The sequence below is a fragment of the Pseudomonas fluorescens genome (genome assembly GCF_030344995.1).
GTDB lineage: Bacteria > Pseudomonadota > Gammaproteobacteria > Pseudomonadales > Pseudomonadaceae > Aquipseudomonas > Aquipseudomonas fluorescens_BF.
On record NZ_CP128260.1, the window covers coordinates 1880882 to 1907653 of the forward strand.

General features: G+C 60.7%; 22 protein-coding genes. 12 read left to right on the forward strand and 10 right to left on the reverse strand.

Translation table 11 applies throughout. The features are described from left to right. Nucleotides 1–10: 10 nt before the first annotated feature. A complete protein-coding gene (locus QR290_RS08545; protein WP_085605617.1) occupies nt 11–211 on the reverse strand; it encodes a hypothetical protein in 201 nt (66 codons plus the stop codon). Continuing rightward, nucleotides 208–753, reverse strand: coding sequence for a hypothetical protein (locus QR290_RS08550; RefSeq protein ID WP_115076914.1), 546 nt, complete (start codon nt 751–753; stop codon nt 208–210). The genes QR290_RS08545 and QR290_RS08550 overlap by 4 nt, the downstream gene beginning before the upstream one ends. A 450-nt stretch (nt 754–1203) precedes the next feature. Between QR290_RS08550 and QR290_RS08555 the strand changes: the two genes are divergently transcribed. Then, entirely contained in the window at nt 1204–2067 is an 864-nt protein-coding gene (locus QR290_RS08555; protein ID WP_115076915.1) for a DMT family transporter, read from the forward strand. Nucleotides 2068–2124: 57 nt separating this feature from the next. On the opposite strand, the gene QR290_RS08560 is transcribed toward QR290_RS08555, so the two are convergent. Next, nucleotides 2125–3033: a DMT family transporter gene (locus tag QR290_RS08560; protein ID WP_115076916.1), complete on the reverse strand. Its 909-nt coding sequence runs from the start codon at nt 3031–3033 to the stop codon at nt 2125–2127. Between the two features lie 84 nt (nt 3034–3117). Then, complete coding sequence (locus QR290_RS08565; protein WP_115076917.1) at nt 3118–4743, reverse strand: methyl-accepting chemotaxis protein; 1626 nt, start codon at nt 4741–4743, stop codon at nt 3118–3120. A 408-nt stretch (nt 4744–5151) separates the two neighbouring features. On the opposite strand from QR290_RS08565, the gene aceK reads away from it, so the two are divergent. From aceK to QR290_RS08590, 5 genes are all read left to right on the forward strand, one after another. After that, entirely contained in the window at nt 5152–6873 is a 1722-nt protein-coding gene (gene aceK, locus QR290_RS08570; protein WP_115076918.1) for a bifunctional isocitrate dehydrogenase kinase/phosphatase, read from the forward strand. 347 nt (nt 6874–7220) lie between these two features. After that, nucleotides 7221–11132, forward strand: coding sequence for an ATP-dependent RNA helicase HrpA (gene hrpA / locus QR290_RS08575; RefSeq protein WP_289204715.1), 3912 nt, complete (start codon nt 7221–7223; stop codon nt 11130–11132). A gap of 358 nt (nt 11133–11490) precedes the next feature. Next, on the forward strand, nt 11491–12612 hold the full coding sequence (locus QR290_RS08580) for a beta-ketoacyl-ACP synthase III (RefSeq protein WP_289204716.1): 1122 nt from the start codon (nt 11491–11493) through the stop codon (nt 12610–12612). Nucleotides 12613–12761: 149 nt separating this feature from the next. Then, nucleotides 12762–13373 (forward strand): RNA polymerase sigma factor, encoded by a 612-nt coding sequence (locus QR290_RS08585; protein WP_289204717.1) that lies wholly within the window; start codon nt 12762–12764, stop codon nt 13371–13373. Beyond that, nucleotides 13367–13603: an anti-sigma factor family protein gene (locus QR290_RS08590; RefSeq protein ID WP_289204718.1), complete on the forward strand. Its 237-nt coding sequence runs from the start codon at nt 13367–13369 to the stop codon at nt 13601–13603. Before QR290_RS08585 ends, QR290_RS08590 begins: the two co-directional genes overlap by 7 nt. A 129-nt stretch (nt 13604–13732) precedes the next feature. Here the strand turns inward: QR290_RS08590 and QR290_RS08595 are convergent, their stop codons facing one another. Continuing rightward, nucleotides 13733–15055 carry a putative porin gene (locus tag QR290_RS08595; protein WP_039772596.1) on the reverse strand — a complete coding sequence of 441 codons (1323 nt, stop codon included), beginning with the start codon at nt 15053–15055 and terminating at the stop codon, nt 13733–13735. Between the two features lie 281 nt (nt 15056–15336). Here QR290_RS08595 and QR290_RS08600 point away from each other — a divergent pair, with 281 nt between their 5' ends. Further along, complete coding sequence (locus QR290_RS08600; RefSeq protein ID WP_289204719.1) at nt 15337–16461, forward strand: GNAT family N-acetyltransferase; 1125 nt, start codon at nt 15337–15339, stop codon at nt 16459–16461. A 15-nt stretch (nt 16462–16476) separates the two neighbouring features. Here QR290_RS08600 and aqpZ read toward each other — a convergent pair whose 3' ends face one another. The 5 genes from aqpZ to QR290_RS08625 all read right to left on the reverse strand — a co-directional run bounded on the left by aqpZ (nt 16477) and on the right by QR290_RS08625 (nt 21589). Beyond that, a complete protein-coding gene (gene aqpZ / locus QR290_RS08605; RefSeq protein ID WP_064383176.1) occupies nt 16477–17172 on the reverse strand; it encodes an aquaporin Z in 696 nt (231 codons plus the stop codon). Nucleotides 17173–17359: 187 nt separating this feature from the next. Further along, nucleotides 17360–19192: an ABC transporter ATP-binding protein gene (locus QR290_RS08610; protein WP_115076924.1), complete on the reverse strand. Its 1833-nt coding sequence runs from the start codon at nt 19190–19192 to the stop codon at nt 17360–17362. A gap of 88 nt (nt 19193–19280) precedes the next feature. Further along, nucleotides 19281–19844 (reverse strand): peptidylprolyl isomerase, encoded by a 564-nt coding sequence (locus tag QR290_RS08615; protein WP_085700647.1) that lies wholly within the window; start codon nt 19842–19844, stop codon nt 19281–19283. Nucleotides 19845–19847: 3 nt separating this feature from the next. Beyond that, nucleotides 19848–20651: an alpha/beta fold hydrolase gene (locus QR290_RS08620; RefSeq protein WP_115076925.1), complete on the reverse strand. Its 804-nt coding sequence runs from the start codon at nt 20649–20651 to the stop codon at nt 19848–19850. 14 nt (nt 20652–20665) lie between these two features. Then, the gene (locus tag QR290_RS08625; protein ID WP_115076926.1) at nt 20666–21589 is read right to left on the reverse strand and encodes a LysR family transcriptional regulator; all 924 of its coding nucleotides are present in this window, start codon (nt 21587–21589) and stop codon (nt 20666–20668) included. 49 nt (nt 21590–21638) lie between these two features. On the opposite strand from QR290_RS08625, the gene QR290_RS08630 reads away from it, so the two are divergent. From QR290_RS08630 to QR290_RS08650, 5 genes are all read left to right on the forward strand, one after another. Continuing rightward, nucleotides 21639–21953, forward strand: coding sequence for a 3-phosphoglycerate kinase (locus QR290_RS08630; protein ID WP_085700650.1), 315 nt, complete (start codon nt 21639–21641; stop codon nt 21951–21953). Nucleotides 21954–22112: 159 nt separating this feature from the next. Beyond that, nucleotides 22113–22712: an FMN-dependent NADH-azoreductase gene (locus QR290_RS08635; protein ID WP_007956545.1), complete on the forward strand. Its 600-nt coding sequence runs from the start codon at nt 22113–22115 to the stop codon at nt 22710–22712. 212 nt (nt 22713–22924) lie between these two features. Further along, the gene (locus QR290_RS08640) at nt 22925–23791 is read left to right on the forward strand and encodes a carboxylate/amino acid/amine transporter (protein ID WP_115076927.1); all 867 of its coding nucleotides are present in this window, start codon (nt 22925–22927) and stop codon (nt 23789–23791) included. Nucleotides 23792–23889: 98 nt separating this feature from the next. After that, on the forward strand, nt 23890–26481 hold the full coding sequence (locus tag QR290_RS08645; protein ID WP_289204720.1) for an S-type pyocin domain-containing protein: 2592 nt from the start codon (nt 23890–23892) through the stop codon (nt 26479–26481). Further along, nucleotides 26471–26746 (forward strand): bacteriocin immunity protein, encoded by a 276-nt coding sequence (locus QR290_RS08650; protein WP_289204721.1) that lies wholly within the window; start codon nt 26471–26473, stop codon nt 26744–26746. The genes QR290_RS08645 and QR290_RS08650 overlap by 11 nt, the downstream gene beginning before the upstream one ends. Nucleotides 26747–26772: the final 26 nt, after the last annotated feature.

Below are 26772 nucleotides of genomic sequence, written 5' to 3' on the forward strand. Positions count from 1 at the left end.
GTTTTCGGAATCAGGGACGGCCAGCAAGTAAGCTTGGTTCATCGATAGCGGTGCCGGTTGCAATGATCTGTAAGAGCCGTCGTTGACTGGCTGTCAGAACCGTCGGATCAGATTCACCCCTTATTGCGTGCGCTTTTTTCTTTCTGGGGGATTTTTTTATTTCTTTGCGCATGTTCCCACCTTGGTTGATCAATATTTGAGCGTTTTTCACAATACTAGGCTCCCTACTGTTTTGACAAGGCGACCCTCGTTATCCAAACCGAAGCCGAGTTGTTCGTAAATTGGTATTGCTCCCTGGAATGGTTCTTGAGCCTCGATCAAGCTGCTTCCAATGATGCGGGCGTATTGCTCAATAGCCAGAACGGATAGCGGTGCAACACGATTCTTCAATGGATGTGTTTCTCTTGGCCGCCCCTCCAGTCGTACGATTCGGATGCGTTGTCGACTTTTATTCGGGTTGGCAAAGCAAAGCCCGCACAGTTCAGATTCAAACCAGATTGCGATGTCGAGAGCGAGAGGTTCGCGCGCTTTCCATCCAATGACGTCTTCCCATGAAAAATGCGGGCTCTCCCAACACTCAAAAGCACTCAGTGCCAACGAGTCGATGGGTTCGAAACGTACTTTCGAAAGGTCAAGTGTTGTGGGACCAGCCATCTCCAGGTCAATCTGGAGTTGAGTCGTGGCAAGGCGGGCGAGCTTCCTGGCTTGCGATTTGTACAACTGATACCGCAGATGATTGCGTTCCCTTGGCATATGATCTCGCGCATTCCATGTCCCCCATCAATGGTCATTGCAATTGCAAACGAGCCTATGCGCCTGCCTCCTGCCTGTCGCTACTGGCCCTTTGTCCAAGTCATTGCAATCCATGTCGCGGGCTGGTTATAGTCGGCGCTCGTGAGTCCCACGACTCACCTTTCAACCCTTCAAAAAAGATCAGCCCAGATGCCTGCATCCCTCATCAACGCGGTAGTCGATTCAGCGGTCAACGCTGGCGTCGTGCCGTGCGGGAATCAGCAGCCTGTGCAGATCAGTCATTACCCTCCACCTGTCAGTAGCACGCCGGTGTGCGCAGTCGTATCACCGCCGGGCGTTGGTGTTTCGGGCTGATCGGCGTTTTCTGCTGACCCCTGTGCCCGCCTGAAAAAACCTACTGAATTTCAGCTTCGGCTGAGTTGGCTTTTTGCCTGACTACAGGTGGTATTCATGTTTGTCCTTTCGAAAAAGTCCGCGCTCGCGGCCGCGTCCACGAGCCTGTTCGTTCTGCTGTGGAGCAGCGGGGCGATCTTCTCCAAGTGGGGGCTGGCCCACGCGTCGCCCTTTGCCTTTCTGCTGATCCGTTTTGTGATTGCCCTGTGCGGGCTGGTGCTGCTGGTGCCGTTGCTCAAGTTGAGGCTGCCCAAGGGCGGCAAGCCGATGCTGTACGCGATGGCAACCGGCGTTGTGTTGTTGGGTGCCTATCAGATCTTTTATCTGCTGGCGTTGGACCTGAAAGTCACGCCCGGGGTGATGGCGACCATCATGGGCGTGCAGCCGATCCTTACGGTGGTGCTCATGGAGCGGCAACGCTCGGCGAGCCGGATCTTCGGTCTGGCGCTGGGGTTGGCCGGGCTGATCATGGTGGTTTACCAGGGCATCGGCCTGGCCGGCATGTCGCTGGCGGGGATGTTGTTCGGGCTGCTGGCGCTGGCGAGCATGACGTTCGGTTCGATCATGCAGAAGCGCATCACCGACAACCCTCTCGGCACGCTGCCGGTGCAGTATCTGGCGGGGCTGTTGCTGTGCGGGGTTTTCGTACCGTTTCAGCCGTTTCACTTCGAGCACAGTGCCGGTTTCATCGTGCCGGTGTTGTGGATGGGGCTGGTGGTTTCCGTGCTGGCGACGTTGCTGCTGTATCGACTGATCGCCCGGGGCAATCTGGTGAATGTCACCAGCCTGTTCTATCTGGTGCCGGCGGTGACGGCGGTGATGGACTACTTGATCTTCGGCAATCGCCTGGCGGCGTTGAGCGTGCTGGGAATGCTGTTGATCATCGTCGGTCTGGTGTTCGTGTTCCGTAAATCGGCGTAAGAAACGCTCATAAAAAAGGCCCGGGAGGAAACTCCCGGGCCTTTGTGCATCTGCGAATCAGCGGGCGGCGATTTCTGCCGGCTTCACCGCAGCCGGTTTCAACACCAGCCACAGCGCAATCGCGATCAACACCCCGCCATACAAGTGGGCCATCGACAGCGGTTCATCGAGAAACAGCGCCCCCCACAGCACGCCGAATGGCGGAATCATGAAGGTCACGGTCATCGACTTCACCGGCCCGATGGAACTCAGCAGGCGGAAGTAAATGATGTAGGCAAACGCGGTGCAGCCCAGGCCCAGGCCCAGCAGCGACAGCCAGACATTCCAGCCACCCCAGCTCACCGGCGGCTGAGTGATGACGCTGTAACCGAACAACGGCAGCAGGAACAGGGTCGCACCGAGCATGCTGCCCAACGCCGAAAGACGGCTGTCGAGCCCGCCGGCCTGATCCAGCCAGCGTCGGGCGAGGAACCCGGCGAATCCGTAGCAGGTGGTCGCGAGCAGGCAGGCGACGGCACCCATCAGCAGTTGCAGATCGAACGCCACCGGGCCGGCGCGGGTCAGCACGCCCACCCCGAGCAGGCCAAGGAACACCCCGGCGAGTTTGGCCAGCGTCAGTTTTTCACTGAAGAACAACCCGCCGATCAACACGCCCATCAAAGGAGTCGTGGCATTGAAAATCGCGGAATAACCGGCCGGCAGCACCTGGGCCGCGACCGAATACAGCGTTGCCGGTACGCCGGAATTGATCACGCCGAGCATCATCACGGTCTTGAGCTTGCCTTTGAAATCCCAGCTGATGCGCATCAGCCCGAGGATCACCAGCAAACCGACGGCAGCAATCGAAACGCGGAAGAATCCGGTCGGAACCGTACCGATCGCGGGAGCGATGATGCGCATGAACAGGAAGCTCGCGCCCCAGATGGCAGCCAGCGACAACATGCGGAAAATATCGACAGGGCTCACGGGCCACTCCTTCCTTGATCGGGACGAGAGTGTTGCCGAGGGCCCCGGCGATGGCAACCGTTAATCGGGCATTTAATTTTCCGATCAGATCACGAAGCGCGTGACCAGCCCGTTGAGGTCTACGGCCAGTCGCGACAGTTCCTGACTGGCGGCAGAGGTCTGGGTGGCGCCGGCAGCGGTCTGGGTCGACAGATCGCGGATGGTCACCAGGTTTTCGTCGACTTCCCGGGCCACCAGCGCCTGTTGTTCGGCGGCGCTGGCGATGACCAGGTTGCGCTGGTTGATCTGCGAAATCGACGCGGTGATTTTCTCCAGTGCATGGCCGGCGCTGTTGGCCCGGCGCAGGGTGTGGCTGGCCTGCTCGGCGCTGTTTTGCAATGCATCGACGGTGGCTCCGGTGCCTTGCTGGATGCTGCTGATCATCAGCTCGATTTCTTCGGTGGAGTTCTGCGTGCGCTGGGCCAGCGAGCGAACCTCGTCGGCAACCACCGCAAACCCACGTCCGGCCTCGCCTGCCCGCGCCGCTTCAATCGCGGCGTTCAGAGCCAGCAGGTTGGTCTGCCCGGCGATGCCGCGAATCACTTCCAGAACTTTGCTGATGTCCTGGGCCTGAGTCGCAAGGCCCTCGGCCTGTTCGGACGCGCCGAGCACCGCACTGACCAGTTCCTGAATCGAACTGATGGTCTCACTGACCTGCACATGCCCGTGCTTGCTGTCCTCGTTCGAGGCTTCGGAGGCTTCGGCACTGGACACCGCATTGGCGGCCACTTCATCGACCGCCGTGCTCATCTCGGTGACCGCCGTGGCGGCCTGTTCGATCTGATCATTCTGTTGCTGCAACCCGCGAGTACTCTGTTCCATCACCGAACTCATTTCCTCGGCGGCGGAGGCCAGTTGCTGGGCCGACTCGCTGATGCCGCGAATGGTCGAGCGCAGATTGCCCTGCATCTCGGCCAGCGCCGTGAGCAACTGCGCCGCTTCATCGCGACCCTCGCTGTCGATGCGACCGCTGAGGTCTCCCGAAGCAATCCGCCGTGCCACGTTCAGCGCCTGATTGATCGGCGCGGTGATGCTGCGGGTCAGCAGCCAGGCCAGCAACAACGTGGCAATCAGGGCGATGACGATGATCGTGGCGACGATCCACAGCGCCTGCTGGTACATCGCCGCCGCGGATTTGGCCGCGACATCCGCGCCTTGCTGATTGAGGCTGATCATCTGCTCCAGGGTCTTGTCGAGCACCGTGCCCTGCGGCGCCAGTTCGTTGTTCAGGCGCGCGTAAGCCTGATCATTTTGCCCGGCGTCGATCTGTTTGATGATCTGGTCGAGGATGCTCAGGTACTTGGCCGTATCGACGCTCAGACCTTCCAGCATTGCCCGCTCCTGATCATTGGCGATCAGGGCTTTGTGGTCGTCGAGGCGCTTGAGCAGTTCCTGGCGTTGCGCGGTGAGAAGGCCTTTGCTGCGTTCGCGGACGGCCGCCTGGGTGCTGGTGATCAGGCGCAGGGATTCGAGGCGGATGCTGGCGATGTTCGCCGCTGTGTCATGGATGCTTTCGATGCTGGGCATCCACGATTCCTCGATCACCGCCGCGCTCTCGCGCAGGGTTTTCATCTGGCCCAGACCGAACAGGCCGACCACCACCAGCAGACTGGCCAGAACGGCAAAACACAAACTGGCGCGCAAACCTATGCGCAGATTCCGGATAGACATCAATGTGCTCCTTGGGCGTTTTGGGGAGAGATCGTCCTCGTGAGCCGAGGATCTTGTTGTGAGGCGGGTGATGGCTGGCTGTATATCAAAGTGCCACTATCTTGGTAAGACCAGTCGCTGCAGGGAATGGACAGGCATGAACAAGTCGGGCAAAAGCGCGGGCTAGAGATGTCTTTGCTGAATTGGATCCGAAACCCAGAGAAAACGCGGGCTGGCGCGCAGTGGTGTGGAGAACCTGAGGGGACGTTTATTGACCGAACGGTCGATTAAAAAAACTTTGATAAAAACTGTGTCTTTGTACAACCCGCAAGAGGATTTGGCAGAAATTGCGCTTCTCCTGCGCCCGCTTCCGTGGCTAAGCTCAGGCCTTCGAGCACAGATTCTCCAATTCCCGCAGAGGTCTCATCTATGCCGCAGCAATGGCCAGCCACCGACATCGCCCGCCTGATCCTCGATGGCTTTGACGATTACCGCGAGCATTTCCGGCGGATCACCGACGGCGCCCGGGAGCGTTTCGAGCAGGCCCGCTGGCAGGACACGCAAACGGCGTCGGCGGCGCGGATCAACCTCTACGAAGAAAAGGTCGGTGAGACCGTCGCCCGCCTGCGCGAGTACTTCGAGCCGGACACCTTGATGGACGTCACCTGCTGGCCGCTGGTGAAAAGTGCCTACATCAGCATCATCGACCTGCGCTTCGACGATGAGCTGTCCGAGACCTGGTACAACTCGATTTTCTGCGGTCTGTTCAGCCACGACCTGATCAGCGACGGTTGCATGTTCATCCACACCACCCGGCCGAGCCTGCGCCGGGCACGGGCCGCGCAAACCCGCACCTATAAACCGCAAGGGCAGATCTCGGGCATGCTCGCGAGCATCTTTGCCGATTACCGGTTCAACGAGGCCTACGCCGATCTGCCCGGTGACTTGCAACGCCTGGAAGCGCAACTGCGCGAGAACCTGCCGGACTGGGTGTGCAAGGATCCGGAGCTGAGCGTCGAGCTGTTTTCCTCGGTGCTGTACCGCAACAAGGGCGCGTACCTGGTCGGGCGCATCTACACCAACGACGATCAGTGGCCGCTGGTGATTCCGCTGCTGCACCGCGAGGGACGCGGGATTCAGATCGACGCGTTGATCACCGACGAAGCGGAGGTGTCGATCATCTTCTCCTTCACCCGTTCGTATTTCATGGTCGATGTGCCGGTGCCGGCAGAGTTCATCGGTTTCCTCAAACGCATCCTGCCGGGCAAGCACATCGCCGAGCTGTACACCTCGATCGGCTTCTACAAGCACGGTAAATCGGAGTTCTACCGCGCGCTGATCAATCACCTGGCCAACACCGACGACCAGTTCATCATGGCGCCGGGCGTGCGCGGCATGGTCATGAGCGTGTTCACGCTGCCGGGTTTCAATACTGTGTTCAAGATCATCAAGGACCGCTTCTCACCGTCGAAAAACGTCGACCGCGCCACGGTGATCGAGAAGTACCGGTTGGTGAAAAGCGTCGACCGCGTCGGGCGCATGGCTGATACCCAGGAGTTCGCCGACTTCCGTTTTCCGTTGAGCAAGTTCGAACCGGCGTGCCTGGCGGAACTGCTGGAAGTCGCGCCGTCCACGGTGTCGCTGGAAGGCGAAACGGTGCTGATCCGCCACTGCTGGACCGAACGCCGGATGACCCCGCTCAACCTCTATCTGGATAACGCCAATGAAGCCCAGGTGCGTGAAGCGCTAGAGGATTACGGGCTGGCGATCAAGCAACTGGCGGCGGCCAACATCTTCCCCGGCGACATGCTGCTGAAGAATTTCGGTGTCACCCGCCATGGCCGGGTGGTGTTCTACGACTACGACGAGATCTGTTTCCTCACCGAAGCCAACTTCCGCCATATCCCGGCGCCGCGCACACCGGAGGACGAAATGGCCTCCGAGCCGTGGTATTCGATCGGGCCGCTGGACGTGTTCCCCGAGGAGTTTCCGCCGTTCCTGTTTGCCGATGCGGCGCAGCGCAAATTGTTCGATCAGCTGCATGGCGAGTTGTACAACGCGGATTACTGGAAGGGACTGCAGGAGGCGATTCGGGCGGGGAAGGTGATCGACGTCTTCCCGTATCGGCGCAAGGGTCTTGATAACGAGTAACCCCCAAAAAGCAAGCCCTCACCCCAGCCCTCTCCCGGAGGGAGAGGGGGCCGACCGAGGTGTCTCGGGTCAAACATCGACCTGAAAGATCGTGGCGATTATGGATTCGGTAGAGTTCTTCCAGGTCAAACATCGACCTGAAAGATCGTGGCAATTATGGATTCGGTAAGGCTCGTTCAGGTCGGCGTAGCTCTGAAGCAACTCCCAATCAGTCCCCTCTCCCTCCGGGCGGTCCGACGTTTCGGGAGGGCTAGGGTGAGGGCAGCAATCCCCCAGACACGCCACAAATCCCGCAAATCTGCGACAATCGCGCCCTTGCGCCACTAGACGACCGAATTGCGTACCCGATGACCGACGAATCGCCCTCCATCGACAAACTGCTGAAAAACCTCGATCACGCCATGCTCGCCGACCGCCACCGGCTGCGGCGGCAGTTGCTTGAGCTGCGCAAGAAACCCGACGAGGCCAAGCTGGCCCAGTGGGTGGCGCGCATGCAGGCGTCCTGTGATCAGGTGCTGGCGCGCAAGGCCAGCCTGCCGGTGATCCGTTACGACGACAGCCTGCCGATTGCGGCCAAGCGTGACGAAATCAAGAAGGCCCTGGAAAAGCACCAGGTGCTGATCATCGCCGGCGAAACCGGTTCGGGCAAAACCACCCAGTTGCCGAAAATCTGCCTGGAAATCGGTCGCGGCCAGCATGGTCTGATCGGTCACACCCAGCCTCGCCGGATCGCGGCGCGCAGCGTGGCCAGCCGGGTTGCTGAGGAACTCGGCACGCCGCTGGGCGCACTGGTCGGCTATCAGGTGCGCTTCGAAGACCAGAGCGATTCCAACACACTGATCAAACTGATGACCGACGGCATCCTGCTTGCGGAAACCCAGAACGACCGCTACCTCGAACGCTACGACACGATCATCGTCGACGAAGCCCACGAACGCAGCCTCAACATCGACTTCCTGCTCGGTTACCTGAAAACCCTGCTGCCGCGTCGTCCGGACCTGAAAGTCATCATCACTTCGGCGACCATCGATCTGGAACGCTTTTCCAAGCACTTTGATGATGCGCCGATTGTCGAAGTGTCCGGCCGCACTTTCCCGGTGGAAACCTGGTATCGCCCGCTGACGCTTGAGCAGGACGAAGAGGGCAACCGCGTCGAGGACGACCTGACCGTGGATCAGGCGATCCTCGCGACCCTCGACGAAATCGCCGCGTACGAGCGCAGCGAACGTCGCAGTCCTGGCGACGTGCTGGTGTTCCTGCCCGGCGAGCGCGAGATTCGCGACGCCGCCGACATGCTGCGCAAGGCCCAGCTTAAACACACCGAAATCCTGCCGTTGTACGCACGCCTGTCGCCGGCCGAACAGCAGCGGATTTTCCAGTCGCATCCTGGGCGTCGCGTGGTGCTGGCGACCAACGTCGCCGAAACGTCGCTGACCGTGCCGGGCATCCGTTACGTGATCGACAGCGGCACTGCGCGCATCAGCCGCTACAGCTACCGCGCCAAGGTCCAGCGGCTGCCGATCGAAGCGATTTCCCAGGCCAGCGCCAACCAGCGTAAAGGTCGCTGCGGCCGGGTCGAGCCGGGTATCTGCGTGCGCCTGTACAGCGAAGAGGATTTCCTCGGTCGCCCGGAATTCACCGATCCGGAAATCCTGCGCACCAACCTCGCGGCGGTTATTTTGCAGATGCTCCATCTGCGCCTCGGCGAGATCACCGATTTCCCGTTCATCGAGCCGCCGGACGGCAAGGCGATCAGCGACGGTTTCAACCTGCTGCAAGAACTGTCGGCGGTGGATCGCAACAGTCAGCTGACACCGCTCGGCCGTCAGCTGGCGCGCCTGCCGGTGGACCCGCGCATGGGCCGCATGCTGCTTGAAGCCGCCAAACTCGGCAGTCTGCAGGAAGTGCTGATCGTCGCCAGCGCCATGTCGATTCAGGACCCGCGCGAGCGTCCGCCGGAGCGTCAGCAAGCCGCTGACCAGGCCCACGCGCACTGGAAGGATGCCGATTCGGACTTCGCTGCGCTGGTCAATCTGTGGCGCGGTTTTGAAGAGCAGCGTCAGGCGCTGACGGCGAGCCCGCTGCGCAACTGGTGCCGCAAGAATTTCCTGAATTACCTGCGCCTGCGTGAGTGGCGCGACTCCCATCGGCAGTTGAGCCTGATCTGCCGCGACTTGCAGTTGAGCCTGAACAAAGAGCCGGCGGACTATCCGAAGCTGCACAAAGCGGTGCTGGTCGGCCTGCTCAGCCAGATCGGCCAGAAAACCGAAGACGGCGATTACCTTGGCGCCCGTCAGCGGCGGTTCTGGATTCACCCGTCGTCGGGTATCGGCAAGAAACGCCCGCAGTGGGTGATGACCGCCGAACTGGTGGAAACCACCAAGCTCTACGCGCGGATGGTGGCGAAGATCGACGCCGACTGGATCGAACCGCTGGCCGGGCACCTGATCAAGAAGAACCACTTCGAACCGCACTGGGAGAAGAAGCGCGGCCAGGTCGTCGCGTTCGAACAGATCACCCTGTTCGGCCTGATCGTGGTCGGTCGTCGACCGGTGCATTACGGCCCGGTGGATCCGGTGGTATCGCGCGAGCTGTTCATTCGCGAAGGTCTGGTGCGGGGCGAGATTCAGTCCCGGGCCAAATGCCTGACCGCCAACAAACAGTTGCTGGAACAACTCGACGAACTGGAAGCCAAAGCTCGTCGCCGGGACATTCTGGCCGACGAGGAAACCCTTTACGCGTTCTACGATGCGCGGCTGCCGGCGGAGATCCACCAGACCGCGACATTCGACAGCTGGTATCGCGTCAACAGCCAGAAAGACCCGCAACTGCTGATCATGCGCGAGGAAGACGTGCTGGCTCGTGAGGCCAGCGAAGTCACCGCCCAGCATTACCCGGACACGCTGCACATCGGCGATCTGGAACTGGCCCTGAGTTATCACTTCGAACCGAATCACCCGCGCGACGGCGTGACCCTGCGTGTGCCGGCGCCGCTGTTGCCGATGCTGCCGCCGGAGCGCCTTGAGTGGCTGGTGCCGGGGCTGATCGAGGCCAAGTGCATTGCGCTGGTGCGCAACCTGCCCAAAGCCTTGCGCAAGAACTTCGTGCCGGTGCCGGACTTCATCAAGGCTGCGCTGCAACGCATGACCTTTGCCGAAGGTTCGTTACCGCAAGCGCTGGGCCGCGAACTGCTGCGCATGACCGGTGCGCGGGTCAGCGATGAAGCCTGGGCCGAAGCGGCGCAGCAGGTCGAAAGCCATCTGCGGATGAACCTGGAAATCGTCGACGGCCAGGGCAAGTTCCTTGGCGAGGGACGGGATCTGGCGGAACTGACCGCACGTTTCGCCGAAGCCAGCCAGGCCGCACTGGCCGTGCCGCAGAGCGCGAAAAGTCAGCAACCGGTGGAGGCCAAGGTCTTCGCGCCGGTGGCGGAAAAAACTCAGCAGAAGATCGCCGGGCTGTCGATGACAGTCTATCCGGCGCTGGTGGAAGAGGGCGGCACGGTCAAGGAAGGTCGCTTCTCGACCCCGGCCGAAGCCGAGTTCCAGCATCGTCGCGCTTTGCAACGCCTGTTGATGCAGCAACTGGCCGAACCGGCCAAGTTCCTGCGCGGCAAGTTGCCGGGCCTGACCGAAATGGGCCTGCTGTACCGCGAACTGGGCCGGGTCGATGCGCTGGTCGAAGACATTCTGCTGGCCAGCCTCGACAGTTGCATTCTCGAGGGCGAAGACCCGTTGCCGCGTGACGGCGCAGGGCTGGCGGCACTGGCCGAGCGCAAGCGCGGCAGTTGGACCGAGCATGCCGAGCGGGTGGCACGTCTGACGCTGGAAATCCTCAAGCTCTGGCACGGCCTGCAAAAGCGTTTCAAGGGCAAGATCGACCTGGCTCAGGCGGTGGCCTTGAACGACATCAGGCAGCAGCTCAGTCATCTGGTGTATCCGGGCTTCGTCCGGGAAACGCCGATGGTGTGGCTCAAGGAGTTGCCGCGTTACCTGAAAGCGGTCGAACAGCGTTTCGAGAAGCTGGGCGCGCAGGTGCAGAAGGATCGTGTGTGGAGCGGCGAACTCGCCGGCCTCTGGACGCAATACCAGACCCGCGCCGCCAAACATGCGCAGGAAGGCAAACGCGATCCGCAGCTCGAACTGTATCGCTGGTGGCTGGAGGAGTATCGGGTTTCGCTGTTCGCCCAGCAGTTGGGGACGAAAGTGCCGATCTCCGACAAACGGCTGAATAAACAGTGGAGCCAGGTCGAGGCCTGATCTTGAGGGGACGAAATTCCCCTTGTGGGAGCGGGCTTGCTCCGGGCGGCGATCCGACGAAGGCGGTGTGTCAGGTAAGAATCTGCTGATTGATACGGCGCCTTCGTAGGATCGCCGCCCGGAGCAAGCCCGCTCCCACATTGGTCAGGCGTTGTACTTGAGAATGGGGCCAAAACCTCGGGTTTATGGCAAACTTCGCCACCATAAATGCCGCTTTCGCGTCCCAGAGCCTTTGCCGGGCCGCGCAACGGAATAAAGCGATGCCAGGTTTTTGCGTCCCTTGATACGGGAATGGACCCTTTGCGTGTTGGCACGTCGGTGCCAGCACTTTCTGCCTGAACAGATTAGAGAAACGACCATGCATAACGTCGTCATCAGCGGCACCGGCCTGTACACCCCGGCCAACAGCATCTCCAACGAAGAGCTGGTGCAGTCTTTCAATACCTACGTCGCCCAGTTCAACGCGGACAACGCCGAAGCCATCGCCAGCGGCGAAGTCCAGGCCCTGACCGAGTCCAGCGCCGCGTTCATCGAAAAAGCGTCCGGCATCAAGAGCCGCTTTGTCATGGACAAGGACGGCATCCTCGACCCTGCACGCATGGCGCCACGCCTGCCGGAGCGCTCCAACGACGAATGGTCGGTGCTTTGCCAGATGGCCATCGGCGCTGCCGAACAAGCCCTGCAGCGTGCCGGCAAGACTGCCGCCGACATCGACGGCGTGATCGTCGCCTGCTCCAACCTGCAACGCGCCTACCCGGCCATTGCCATCGAAGTCCAGGAAGCGCTGGGCATCCAGGGTTTCGGTTTCGACATGAACGTCGCCTGCTCGTCGGCGACCTTCGGCATCCAGCAAGCCGCCAACACCGTGCAACTGGGCCAGGCCCGCGCGATTCTGATGGTCAACCCGGAAGTCTGCACCGGTCACCTGAATTTCCGTGACCGCGACAGCCACTTCATCTTCGGTGACGCCGCTACCGCCGTCGTCATCGAGCGTGCCGATACGGCAACGTCGAAGCACCAGTTCGACGTGGTCAGCACCAAACTGCTGACCAAGTTCTCCAACAACATCCGCAACAACTTCGGCTTCCTCAACCGCGCAGCGGAAGAGGGCATCGGCACCCGCGACAAACTGTTCGTGCAGGAAGGCCGCAAGGTGTTCAAGGATGTTTGCCCGATGGTGGCCGAGCTGATCGGCGAGCACCTGGAAGAGAACAAGCTCAACGTTGGCGATGTGAAGCGCTTCTGGCTGCACCAGGCCAACCTGAGCATGAATCACCTGATCGTGCGCAAGCTGCTGGGCCGCGAAGCCACCGAAGAAGAAGCCCCGGTGATTCTCGACACCTACGCCAACACCAGCTCCGCCGGTTCGGTGATCGCGTTCCACAAATATCAGGACGATCTGGCATCCGGTTCGCTGGCGGTGCTGAGTTCGTTCGGTGCCGGTTACTCGATCGGCAGCGTGATTCTGCGCAAACGTTGAGTGGACCCGTTCATGTCCTCTTAATCGCGCTAATCTTTCCTACATCCGAATCAGCGCGAACGCTGTAACTTTCGGAGACTGCGGCAGGACGACGCTTGAAGCGTCCTCCTGCCGCAATCATTTTAGGGCAGGGAAAAGGGGATTGATGGATGGCGGTTGACGACACACACCTGCTCGAACGGTTGTTGGCAGGCGAACAGAAAGCCTTCAAGGAACTGGTCAGCACCTATCAAAGCCCCATGCGCGCGGTGGCCTACGCGATTGTCGGCCAGCGCCATGTCGAAGAAGTGGTGCAGGATGCCTGGCTGTCGGTGGTACGCAATATCGGCCGTTTCGAGGCGCGCTCCAGTCTCAAGACCTGGCTGCTGACCATCACCGCCAACTCGGCCAAGAGCCGCTACAAACTCAATCGTCGCGAAGTGTTGCTGGATGATCTGCCGTCCCCCCACGGCACCATCGACGACGATCGTTTTTCTCCCGGCGACGGCCATTGGCTGGTCGCACCGTTCGCCTGGCACCAGGACACGCCTGAAGCATTGTTGACTGAAGGCGAGCTGCGTGAATGCCTCGAGCACACGCTGTTGAGCCTGTCGGAACTGCAAAGCAGTGTGCTGTTGCTGCGCGAGCGACAGGGCCTGGAGCTGGAGGAGATCTGTAATCTTCTGGAGATCTCGCTCTCCAATGTCCGTGTGCTGCTGCATCGGGCACGTTTGAAGGTCTTCGCGACCGTTGAGCATTTTGAGGAGACCGGCGAATGTTGACGTGCAAGGAGCAAGTAGCGCGATCCAGCGATTATCTCGATGGCCAGTTGAGCTTTCGCGAGAAACTGATGGTGCGTCATCACCTGATGTTCTGCCGCAATTGCCGGCGTTTCATTCGCCAGATGCGTTTGATGCAGGCGACGTTGCGGGCGATGCCGGAAAAACCGGAAGAGGGCGTGGAGGCGTTGGCCGAACAGTTGGCAGAGCTGCGGCGCAAGGATCGATCCTGAAAACACAGACTGGCGCGGCCGCAGCGAACGGATGATGGGGATCGCTGCGGACGTGCCAGTCTGTGGAAGCCTCTTCAAACGATGGAACCGGATGTACAACCCTTCGTTTGAAGTCTGTTGCCAGGTTGCTTAGAACTTCGCTTCCGCGTCCAGCTGCAGGGTGTTGGTGTCTGCATCACGCTGGGTACGGCTGGAGAAGTCGGCCTTGGTCAGGAAGTAAGTCGCACCGATGGCGAAGTTCTTGTCGATGTCGTAACCGACCTTGAACTTGTGGCCACGGGAACCGGTGGTGCCGTTGGCGAAGTCCGAATCGGTGAAGGCGCCGACCACAGCATTGCGCTGCACGTCACGATAGTTGTAGTCGAGGTTCAGGCCGAAGACTTTCGACTTGGCACCCACCAGCCAGGCGGTGTCCTGATCGGTCACTGCATCGTTGTTCTTCACGTACTGACCGTAGAACGACAGTGGCATTGGCAGGCCGCCGATGTCGACCTGGCTGAAGCCTTCGTACAGACGGAATTCGTTGTCGGCCGAGTTGCCGTTGACAGCCAGGGCGCATGGCGTGGAAGTGCCGGTGCAACGGCTGTCTTCGTCGTTCTGGTAGGCGTAGACGCTGCCGCCCAGGGTCAGTTTCAGGTTGTCGGTGATGGCGAAGCGGCTGCCCAGCTGGCCGGCGGTCAGGCGCAGGTCGTGACGGAATTGCACGCCGTCGCCGTCGACGTTGTCCTTGAGGTTGTAGTTACCCAGGCTGCCGAACAGTTCGACGCTGCTGCCCAGTGGATACTTGTAGGTAACGGCCAGACCTTCCGGGTTGATGTCGCTGTCCCAGATCACGTCGCCCATGCTCACCCACGGTTGCAGCATCTTGCCGCCGATGATGTGCAGGTTCTTGATCTGGTCCGGGTGGTAGTCGATGTAGCCCAGGTCGAGCCAGATCTGCTTCTTGTCGAAGTAGTTGTCCTGGTCCTGGTTGGTCGAACGGGCGTCGTCGCCGCCGCCGGTGGCGATACGGATGCCGGTGTCGACTTGCGGGTTGATCTCGGTGTAGGCACCCAGACGGGCACGGATACGCTGGCGATCCTTGTCGCGGCCGCCGTTGTTCGGTTCGCCGTCGATCTTGATGGTTTCCTGACGGATGCGCACGTCACCCTTGAACTGGGTCTTGGCGGCCCAGGCCAGTTTCTGGTCGAAACTGCTGAGCTCGTTGGTTTTCTTCGCGGTCGCCGCGATTTGCTCGTTGGTCTCTTGCTGCGCCTGCTGCGCGATTTGCTGGGCCTTCTGATCCTTGGCCAGTTCTGTTTGCAGTTCAACGTACTGCGCCTGGGAAATCGAACCGTTAGCCTTGAGCATGTCGAGCAGTTTGGCGTCGACTGCGGCACTGGCCGGAACACTCATGGCCAGCAACAGGCCACCGCACAGGGCCGCCGCAGTTTTCGTGGAAGCAAGACGCATAGCAATCTCCGAAGATGAGAGGGGATGGCTGAACCATCCTGGGCACAACCGACGGTTTGACGGTCGGAAAACAGTGTCCGGGTAGAACCCGGCGCTCTAAAAACAGGCGCCAGTATCGCGATGGTTTATGACAGAGCAGTGGCACGATGATGGCAGGTTGATGACGATACAAAACTGCCGTGAACTATTGATCTAGAGCGCTGTCGCGCATTTGGTCGTGTGCAAGGACCCGCCGATCAGCGATACTCGCCGGGCGTTCACGCCCGAATGTGGAGAGGAAAATGCCGCTGCAACGTCTGCACAAACTGTCGGAAATTCCTGCGTCCGACTGGGATGTTCTGGTACCGCAAAACCAGCCGTTTCTGCGTCATGCCTTTCTGGCTTCGCTGGAGGACAGCGGCAGCGTCGGCCCGCACACGGGCTGGCAAGCGGAGCATTTGCTGCACGTCGAAGCGGGGCGCGTGATCGCGGCGCTGCCCGGTTATCGCAAGTGGCATTCCTACGGCGAATACGTGTTCGATCACGGCTGGGCCGATGCCTGCGCCCGGGTCGGCATCGATTACTACCCCAAGTTTTTGAGCGCCGTGCCGTTCAGTCCGGTCAGCGGCCCTCGGTTGCTGGCAGCGAATGTCGAGGACGGATTCGAACTGCTCAAGAGCCTGCCGGGTTATCTGGAAATCGAAGAGCTCTCCAGCGCCCACATCAATTTCACCGACGCGTTTACCGATGCCGCCATGGCCGAGCAGCCGGGCTGGTTGCAACGCATCGGTTGTCAGTACCACTGGCAGAATCGCGGCTACCGCGACTTTCAGGACTTCCTCGACGTGCTCGCCTCGCGCAAGCGCAAGCAGATGCGCAAGGAGCGCGAGCAAGTGGCGGCGCAGGGCTTCGATTTCGAATGGCTGGAAGGCTGCGAGCTGGACGAGGCGCAGTGGGATTTCGTCTACGCCTGTTACGCCAACACCTACGCGGTGCGCCGACAGGCGCCGTACCTGACCCGGGATTTTTTCAGCCTGCTGGCCGAGCGCATGCCGGAATCGATCCGCGTGGTCTTGGCCCGGCAAGGCTCACGGCCGGTGGCGATGGCGTTCAGTCTGGTGGGCGGCGACAGTTTTTACGGGCGCTACTGGGGATGCCTGGCCGAGTTCGACCGGCTGCATTTCGAGACCTGTTTCTACCAGGGCATGGACTATGCGATTGCCCAGGGCTTTCAACGTTTCGATGCCGGTGCACAGGGCGAGCACAAACTGATTCGCGGCTTCGAACCGGTGATCACCCATTCCTGGCATTATCTGCGCCATCCCGGCCTGAAAGCGGCGGTCAAAGACTTCCTGCACCAGGAGCGCGCCGGTGTTCTGGCCTATGCCGAAGAGGCGAGGAGCGCCTTGCCGTATCGGCAAGCCTGATCCTCGCCGGCACCCTCAGCTGTCTTCCTTGCCCAACCAGCGATAGAGGACGCCGCCAACCACCGCACCGAGCAGCGGCGCGACCCAGAACATCCACAATTGCGCGATGGCCCAGCCGCCGACCATCAGTGCCGGGCCCGTGCTGCGGGCCGGGTTGACCGAGGTGTTGGTGACCGGGATCGAGATCAGGTGAATCAGCGTCAGGGCCAGGCCGATGGCGATCGGTGCCAGTCCTGCCGGGGCGCGCTTGTCGGTGGCGCCGAGGATGATCACCACGAACATGGCGGTCATCACCAGCTCGGTGACGAAGCCGGATGCCATCGAGTATTTACCCGGCGAGTGCTCGCCGTAACCGTTTGAGGCAAGGCCGGCGGCGATGTCGAAACCTTCCTTGCCGCTGGCGATGTGGTAGAGCAGTGCCGCTGCCAGAATCCCGCCGATCACCTGGGCGATGACGTAGGCAGGCAGTTCCTTGGCCGGGAACCGACCGCCGACGACCAGACCGACCGACACGGCCGGGTTGAGGTGGCAGCCGCTGATGTGGCCGATGGCAAATGCCATGGTCAGCACCGTCAGGCCAAACGCCAGGGCGACCCCCAGCACACCGATTCCCAACGGTGAAGACGCGGCGATGACCGCACTGCCGCAACCGCCCAACACCAACCAGAACGTACCCAGCAACTCAGTAACTGAACGTTTGAACAGAGACATGAGAGAGTCCTTGATAGGCGTGCTATCGAGACTGCATCGAGTGGTGCTCCCTGCAGATTTACGACAGGTTCCGTTCCGGAGCCTTGGCTCAGTACAGCAGGGATTTTTGGGATTTCCAGCAGGCGATAAAAAACCGCCAGAGCCCGTGGGTAAAGGGCTGTGGCGGTTCTTGTGTTTTGACGCAGGATCAGTCGATACCGACAAACCCTCCCGTCTGATGCGCCCACAACCGCGCATACAATCCGCCATGGGCCAGCAGTTCGGCATGGTTGCCGCTTTCGGCGATCTTGCCGTTCTCCAGCACCACCAGCCGGTCCATGCGGGCAATGGTCGAGAGGCGGTGAGCGATGGCGATCACGGTCTTGCCCTGCATCAGGGTTTCGAGGCTTTCCTGGATCGCCGCTTCGACTTCCGAGTCCAGCGCCGAGGTCGCTTCGTCCATGATCAGGATCGGCGCGTCCTTGAGCAGCACCCGCGCAATGGCGATCCGCTGACGCTGGCCACCGGACAGTTTCACCCCACGCTCGCCGACATGCGCATCAAACCCGGTGCGCCCTTCGGCGTCCGACAGCAGCGGAATGAACTCATCGGCACGGGCCTTGCGCACCGCTTCCCAGAGTTCGGCGTCGGTGGCGTCGGGCTTGCCGTACAGCAAGTTGTCGCGGATCGAGCGGTGCAGCAGCGAAGTGTCCTGGGTGATCATGCCGATCCGCGCGCGCAGGCTTTCCTGGCCGACTTCGGCGATGTTCTGGCCGTCGATCAGGATCCGTCCGCCCTCGACGTCGTAGAGGCGCAGCAGCAGGTTGACCAGGGTCGACTTGCCGGCGCCGGACGGGCCGATCAGACCGATTTTCTCGCCGGGTTTGATGGTCAGGTTGAGGTCGCCGATGATGCCTTTCTTCTTGCCGTAGTGAAAATCCACGTGCTCGAAACGCACTTCACCACGGGCCACGGCCAGCGGTTTGGCCTGCTCCCGATCAGTGACGCTGACCGGTTGCGAGATGGTCTGCAGACCGTCCTGGACCATGCCGATGTTTTCGAAGATGCCGGTGACCACCCACATGATCCAGCCGGACATGTTGACGATGCGGATCACCAGGCCGGTGGCCAGGGCAATCGCGCCGACGCTGATCAGCGATTGCGTCCACAGCCACAGGGCCAGCGCCGTGGTACCGACGATCAACAGGCCGTTCATGGTGGTGATCGCCACGTCCATGCTGGTGACCACGCGGCCGGCCAGTTGGGCTTTTTCGGTCTGTTCCTGGATCGCTTCGCGGGCGTAATGCTGTTCGAAATTGGTGTGGGCGAACAGTTTCAGGGTGGCGATGTTGGTGTAGCCGTCGACGATCCGGCCCATCAGCTTCGAGCGCGCATCGGAGGCTTCCACCGAGCGGTCCTTGACCCGTGGCACGAAGTAATAGAGCGCGCCGATGTAGGCGGCGATCCACGTCAGCAGCGGGATCATCAGGCGCCAGTCGGCCTCGGCGAACAGCACCAGCGAACTGATCGCGTAGATCAGCACATGCCACAACGCATCCACTGCCTGCACGGCGGAATCGCGCAGCGAGTTGCCGGTCTGCATGATGCGCTGGGCAATGCGCCCGGCGAAGTCGTTCTGGAAGAAATTCAGGCTCTGCTTGAGCACGTAACTGTGGTTCTGCCAGCGAATCATGCTGGTCATGCTCGGGCTCAGAGTCTGGTGCACCAGCATGTCGTGCAGGGCCAGAAACAGCGGTCGCAAGAGCAATGCCACCACCGCCATCCACGCCAGTTCGGCGCCGTGCACTTTGAAGAAATCGACGTTCGGCGTGCCCTGGGCGAGGTCGATGATGCGGCTCAGGTAACTGAACAGCGCCACTTCGATCAGTGCGCCGAACAGGCCGACGATCAGCAGGGCGGCGAAACTCGGCCAGACCTGCTTCAGGTAATAGGTATAGAAGGGCAGAACGCGGTCCGGCGGGGATGCCGTCGGGGCATCGCGGAATATGTCGATCAGTTGTTCGAAACGGCGATAGAGCATCAGATAACCGCCCGGAGCACGGGCTCTCCTTTTATCAGTGTGAGCGGCGCGATGGGTAATCGACGCCGCTCGATATGCCCTGTAAAGCTTAGTCGATGCGCTTGGCCGACTTGATGATCACAGGGTCGACCGGCACGTTTTGCATGCCCTGTTTGGTGGTGGTCTGGGAGTTGACGATGATGTCGACCACGTCCATGCCCTTGACCACTTTGGCGAATACCGCGTAACCGGCGTCACGGCCCGGATCGAGGAACGCGTTGTCGGCGACGTTGATGAAGAACTGGCTGGTGGCCGAGTTCGGATCGGAAGTGCGGGCCATCGACAGGGTGCCGCGAACGTTGTGCAGACCGTTGCTGGCCTCGTTCTTGATCGGGGCCTTGGTTTCTTTCTGCTGCATTTGCTGGGTAAAGCCGCCGCCCTGGGCCATGAAGCCCGGGATCACGCGGTGGAAAATGGTGTTGGTATAGAAACCGCTGTCGACGTAATCGAGGAAGTTCTTGGTACTGATCGGCGCCTTGACCGGGTCCAGCTCGATTTCGATGGTGCCGTTGGTGGTCACCAGTTCGACGTGTGGCGCCTTGGCCGGCGTGGCAGCCATCAGGTTGGCAGCAAACAGCACGGTGCCGGCGGCGAGGGCGAGTTTTTTCAGCATGGGTCAGTGATCCTGAGGGTGGTTATCGGCTGTGGCGAGGAACTCCAGCAGCGTTTGATTGAAGCGTTCGGGCTGATCGAGCGGGGTGGCGTGGCGCGAATCGGCAATCACCACCAGCCGCGCATCGGGCAGCAGTCTGACATAGGTTTCTTTCAGCGAAACGGGGGTGTAGTCCCGGTCGGCGCTGACGACGAGGGTTGGACAGGTGACCCGGGAAAGTCGTTCCTGAACCCCCCAGCCAACAATCGCATCGAAGCTGGCGAGATAAGCACGTTTGTCGTTTTTTGCCCAGCGTTCGGCCATCTTCTGACGCAAATCGGCCTGCTCCGGTTTGGGGAACAGCTTGGCGCCAAGGGCCTTGCCGATGGTGGCGAGGCTGAGCAGACGCATCAGGCTCCAGCGCTTGAACCACTGCCAGTAGTCGTCGCGGCTGCGCACTTTGACTTCGGGCGCGCTGTTGACGATGGTCAGGCTCTTGAGCATTGCGGGCTGATCGACAGCGAACTGGAAACCGATCATGCCGCCCATGGACAGCCCGGCGTAATGCACCGGGCCGAGCTTCAAATGCTCGATCAGGGCGACGATGTCGGCGCTGAAACCGGCGATGCTGTAGCGCTCGCGGGGTTTGTCGGAGCGGCCGTGACCGCGCACATCCGGGACGATCACCCGGTAGTGCGCGGCCAGCGCCGGAATCTGCATTTCCCAGTCCAGGGTGCTGGAGCCCAGACCGTGAACCAGCAGCAACGGATCGCCGTGGCCATATTCCTCGTAGTGCAGGTTGCAACCTTCATGCTCGAAATACGCCATCGGTGAACTCCGTGTCAGGCTTGTTCGGGGGCGGCAAACGGTGCGTCCAGCGGCAGGGTGTCGAAGGTACGCAGCAGTTCGATAAGGATTTGCGTCGCCGGGCCCAAGGGTTTGTCCTTGTTCGAATACAGATAGAAACTGGAGTTGCGATTACCGCCTCTGTCCAACGGTAGCAGCTTGAGTGAGCCGTCTTTCAGTTCCCGCTCGATCATGTGTCGTGGCAGCCAGGCGAAACCCAGGCCACTGCTGACGAACGTCGCTGCGGTGGCGAGGCTGCCGACGGTCCAGCGCTGCTCGGCGCCTAACCAGCCGACGTCCCGGGGTTGCTGGCGGCCGGAGTCGCGAATGACCACTTGCATCTGGGTTTCCAGGTCCTGGAAATTCAGCTCGCGGTTGAGCCGATGCAGCGCATGATCAGGATGGGCGACGGCGACAAATTCGACATCGCTCAACTCCGCGCCGAGGTAACCGGGAATGCTCAGTCCGGTGATGGCCAGATCGGCGACACCTTCGAGCAGCACTTCCTCGACACCTGACAACACTTCCTCACGCAGACGCACGCGGCAGCCGCGACTCTGCGGCATGAAAGCGGTCAACGCGCGCACGATGCGGGCGCTCGGGTAAGCGGCGTCGACCACCAGCCGCACTTCGGCTTCCCAACCCTGCTCCATGTGATGGGCGAGGTCTTCCAGCTGGCTGGCCTGTTTCACCAGTTGTCGCGAGCGGCGCAGCAACACGCCGCCGGCTTCGGTCAGCACAGCCTTGCGGCCATCGATGCGCAACAGCGGCACGCCGAGCTGATCCTGCATGCGGGCGACGGTGTAGCTCACCGACGATTGCGAGCGGTGCAGGGCCTCGGCGGCCTGGGCGAATCCGCCGTGGTCGACCACGGCCTGCAACGTTCGCCATTGATCAAGGGTCACGCGGGGCGCTTTCATCAATAGCTCCTCTTGTCCTAAGCTGGTGGTCCCTCATGGAGACTGCCGAATGAAAAAATTCTGTTGTGTGTTGCTGGCGCTGCTTCCGCTGACTGCGTTCGCGTACCCGATCGATGTGGAAAAGGACCTCAACGGCCTGAAGATCGACTACAACGCGTTCGACACCGATAGCGACATCGGCTCCATCCAGGTCAACAACTACGGCGACGTCGACGCGACCTGCAAGGTAGTGTTCACCAACGGCCCGGAAGCGCCGCGCACCCGCAACATCGACGTGGCCGCCGGCAAGCATAAGAACGCCACGGCCAAGTTCACCCGGACCATCATCAAGCTGCGCATCAAGCTGAGCTGCACCCCGAAATAGCGTCACGGCCCTGTGGGGGCGGGCTCTCACAGGGTATGGCTCGCATCTAAACGAATTTTTCGATGCTTTGCAGCAATTATTTGCGCTTTTTCATCGATACGACTCTGTTTAACCTTCACTCCATCGACTTACAACATTCTCGGATGGAGGCTACACAACATGTCCCGCGTTCTGATCATCGAAAGCAGCGCCCGCCAGCAAGACTCGGTTTCCCGTCAACTGACCCAGACTTTCATCAGTCAGTGGAAAGCGGCGCATCCGGCCGATCAGATCACCGTACGTGACCTCGCCGTGAACCCGGTGCCTCACCTGGACATCAACCTGCTGGGCGGCTGGATGAAATCCGCCGAGCAGCGTAACGACAGCGAGCAATCCTCGCTGGACCGTTCCAACGAATTGACCGATGAGTTGCTCGCCGCCGACGTGCTGGTGATGGCCGCTCCGATGTACAACTTCGCCATCCCGAGCACCCTGAAAGCCTGGCTCGACCACGTACTGCGTGCCGGCGTGACCTTCAAGTACACCGAAACCGGCCCGCAAGGTCTGCTCAGCGGCAAGCGTGCCTACGTGCTGACCGCTCGCGGCGGTATCTACGCCGGTGGCCCGGCGGATCATCAGGAACCGTACCTGCGTCAGGTGATGGGTTTCATCGGCATCCACGACGTGACCTTCATCCACGCCGAGGGCATGAACCTGGGCGGCGACTTCCAGGAGAAAGGCCTCAACCAGGCCAACGCCAAACTCTCCCAGGTCGCTTGATATGTTAATCGCCAGATAATCGCCGATTGTTCTAGTGACCTGGCGCAACCCCTTCAAGGCTCTACGCGCATCGAACCTCCCTTTGCACTTGTTGCTCCTGAGTGCTGTAGCCCGATTGAACGCTTTAGCGAGATCGGGCTTTTTTTTGCCCGGGATTTAGCGATGGCCGGCAAAAACCGCTATCGTCGCCGCCATTCGAAATCGAGGCGAGCATGGGCTATCTACTTTTTGTCACGCTGATCCAGGCGTTTTCCTTCAGTCTGATCGGCGAATACCTGGCCGGTCATGTCGACAGCTACTTTGCGGTACTGGTGCGTGTGGTGCTGGCCGGGCTGGTGTTCATCCCGCTGACGCGCTGGCGTTCGGTGGAGCCGGCTTTCATGCGCGGCATGCTGCTGATCGGCGCGTTGCAGTTCGGCGTGACCTACGTCTGCCTGTATTTGAGCTTCCGCGTGCTGACCGTGCCGGAAGTGCTGCTGTTCACCATCCTCACGCCGCTGCATGTGACGCTGATCGAAGACGCGCTCAACCGACGCTTCAACCTGTGGGCGCTGATCGCCGCACTGGTGGCGGTCGCGGGCGCGGCGGTGATTCGCTACGACCGGATCAACCCGGACTTCTTCATGGGCTTCCTGCTGCTGCAACTGGCCAACTTCACTTACGCCGCCGGACAGGTGCTGTACAAACATTTGGTGGCGAAGCACCCGAGCGATCTGCCGCACTACCGGCGCTTCGGTTTCTTTTACCTCGGCGCACTGGCGGTGGCGTTGCCGGCGTTCCTGCTGTTCGGCAAATCCAATTTCCTGCCCGAAGCGCCGCTGCAATGGGGCGTGCTGGTGTTCCTTGGCCTGGTCTCCACCGCGCTCGGTTTGTATTGGTGGAACAAGGGGGCGTGCCTGGTCAACGGCGGCACCCTGGCGGTGATGAACAACCTGCACGTGCCGGTGGGGCTGCTGCTGAACCTGCTGATCTGGAATCAGCATGAAGAGTTGGGTCGGTTGTTCCTCGGTGGCAGCGTGATTCTGGCGGCGGTGTGGATCAGTCGGTTGGGGATTCGCAAGCCGTTGGCCATTGGCTGAAACGTCAATCAACCCCTTATTTCCACCGCGATAACTATGTACCGCACCTGACTACCGCTTGATCGACACGCTGTGCCCTACAGACAAGGAGTGACTGTATGGCACAGAACAATTTCAACGATGGAACGTCGGGAAGCGTCGTCATCCGAACCGGGCCGCCCGCTTCGGGTGGCGGCTCGGGTGGTGGTTTTGGTGGCGGTGGCGGTGTTTCGGGCGGCTTCGGCAAGGTCAGCAAGAGCAAACAAAAGGCTCGGGCGCGGGCCAAGGCGGCGCACCGGCAAAAACAACAGCAAGAGCAAGCCCAAGCGGCGGCTCAGGCACAGGAAGCTGCAAACCAGGCACAGGCCGCCGCCGCACAGGTTCAGGAACAGGCGCGTCAACAAGCGTTGATGCAGTTCCTGGCGGGATTGGCGCAGCGACATGACGCTATCAGGGCCGAGGTCGATCGTCGCTTTGCCGAAAGGGCCGGGCAGTTCGCACCTGCACTGGAGCAGGAAATTCGGGCGGCGAGCACGTTATCCGACCCCCATCACAGCGAGCGCTGGCAGCTCTACCAGATCAGCAAGCAGAAAAGCGAAATCGATGGGCTGATCGCCAGCAAATCTGCAGACCTCAGTGCGAACACGGCGGTGGCCTCATCCTTCGATGGCCATGATCCGCTGACGCGCACCTCCCAAGATTATGTGGCACGACTCGGCCAGTTCGGCGAAGCGCACGACGATGGGCATCGGATCTGGGAGAGCGCTTACACCGCCGCCCATGAAGCGCGATTACTTGGCTCGCAGATTCACGCCCTGCGGGAAAAATCCGCAGCAATGGCCAGACATCATGCCGAGCAGACCGTGGTCTGGCGTGCAAGGGAAGCGGTTTGGGAGGCTCAGCGCCAATACGCTGCGCAGCGCGAGGCACGGGTTCGATTCAAGCAACAGGCGGATGAAGATGCGCGGGTCAGTCGAACCCGACAGGCCAATACGCTGACCGTCCCGCTGTCGTCGATGACGCACGGCGCGATGGTGTTGACCCGTTCCGGGGCACTTGTGGCCCAGCAAGCGGGTGCACTCATCGAGGCAGGTGTACGGCAAGCGGTCAAACACCTTCCCCTCGCCATGGTGGTTCCCCATCCGTCCACGGTATTGATCGGCGGGTTGGTGTACTCGCCAACGCTGGGCGATGGAGAACTGACGCCGGAGCAGCGACGACGATTGTTTCAGTCCGTCGCCGTACCTGCCCAGGCGCTGGGGCTTTCTGATGAGCAAGCGCTGCGCTCGATCGCCGATTCCGGCGGCTCGGTGGACATGCCTTATCGGCTCAAACCCGAGGCCGTAGCGCAAGGCACCGCCGTCATTGCCGTCACCACCGGTAATGAGATCAGCCCCAGTGTGCCGGTCATCAACGCGGTGCCTGATCCGCTGACGGGCAACTACACCGCAGAAGTCCCCGGTTCACCGCCCCGACACTTGCAGTTCACACCCGATGCGAGCATCGCCAAGGATATTCCGAGCCAGGGCCGGATAGCGTTGCTGCCACCGGTTGTTCAGGACTTGCCGAAGGGCGTCGACCTGCGCATTCAGGACTGCATCATCTGCGTGCCGGGTTCAGCGCCGATGTATCTGTCTTTCAGCCTGCCGCCGCTGGGCACGGGCGTCGTCACCGGCAAAGGGCAACCCGCCAAGGCTGACTGGTGGAACACGGCCAGCCGTAGCACCGGTGCGGCGATTCCCAGTCAGATCGGCGACCAGATGCGTGGGCGTGAGATTCAGTCTTTCGGCGCATTTGGCGACGCGCTGTGGCGGACATTGGGTGAGCAATCTGCACTCACCAGCCAGTTCGATGAGGTCAACAAAAAACGCGTCGAGCAAGGCTTCGCCCCCTATGCGCCGAAAAACACCTGGGTGGGCGAACGCCGCGAGTTCGAACTGCGCTTTCAGGACGATGCATCAGTCGGCGAGAACCCGTTCAATCTCGACCGGGTCAGCATCGTTGCGCCGCAAAGTGCCCACGGACGACGTGGCGTTCTACCTGCTGTCCAGCCTTGGCCGATTCCTCCAGTGGGCATTGGAACCTGGACCCCGTTGGTGCCGCCGGGCAGCGAACACCTCGGGCCGACCACCACACCGATTTCCCCCTCGACCCCCACGGCTTATCCCGGCAACCCGCTCATCCCGATCCTACCGGCAAACGAGACGTTTCCGGCTGTTGATGAAGGGCTGGCGGGTGCGAGTATTCCGGGGTTCCCGGGGGATATGGAGCTGCCTTCGCCGGATGTTCTGTTTCTGGATCGAAGGGATGATCCGGGGGTTGCGACGGGATTCGGAAAGGCGGTTACGGGAGTTTGGTTGGGGGAGGCGGCGAGAACTGTGGGGGCGTCAATTCCTGTGCAGATTGCCGATCAGTTGAGAGGGAAGGAATTTGCCAATTTTCATCGGTTCAGGGAGGCGTTTTGGAGGGCTGTGGCTGCTGATTCAAATCTCAGCATTCAGTTTTCTGATCACAATTTAAGGCGAATGCAGGTCGGGATTGCTCCTTTCCCACCGGCTGTAGATCAGAGAGGAGGAAGAAAGACGTTTGAACTTCATCATGATTTGGAAGTTGTTAGTGGAGGTGAGGTTTATGGGATCGACAATATTTTGGTGATGACGCCACGGCGACATATTCAGCTGCACCAGGAGAGGAAAGGAAATGAAATTTAAAGATAAATTTGAGCACTACACCGAAGCCGAGTTTTTATCTTTTCTACAAGGATTCGTGCACTTTCCCAGCGGGTTAGAGGGGGCAGCGTTAGAGGTCCATCTGGACAGACTAGTCGATCATTTCGAGCTAATCACCGAACACCCCGACCGCTCAGACGTCATCTTCTACCCCAAGGAAGGACGTGAAGACAGCCCCGAAGGCATCCTGAAAGAAGTGAAGGAGTGGCGCGTACTCAATAACAAACCTGGCTTTAAACCTGAGTAACTTTGAAGCAAGTGACCAAGGATGGA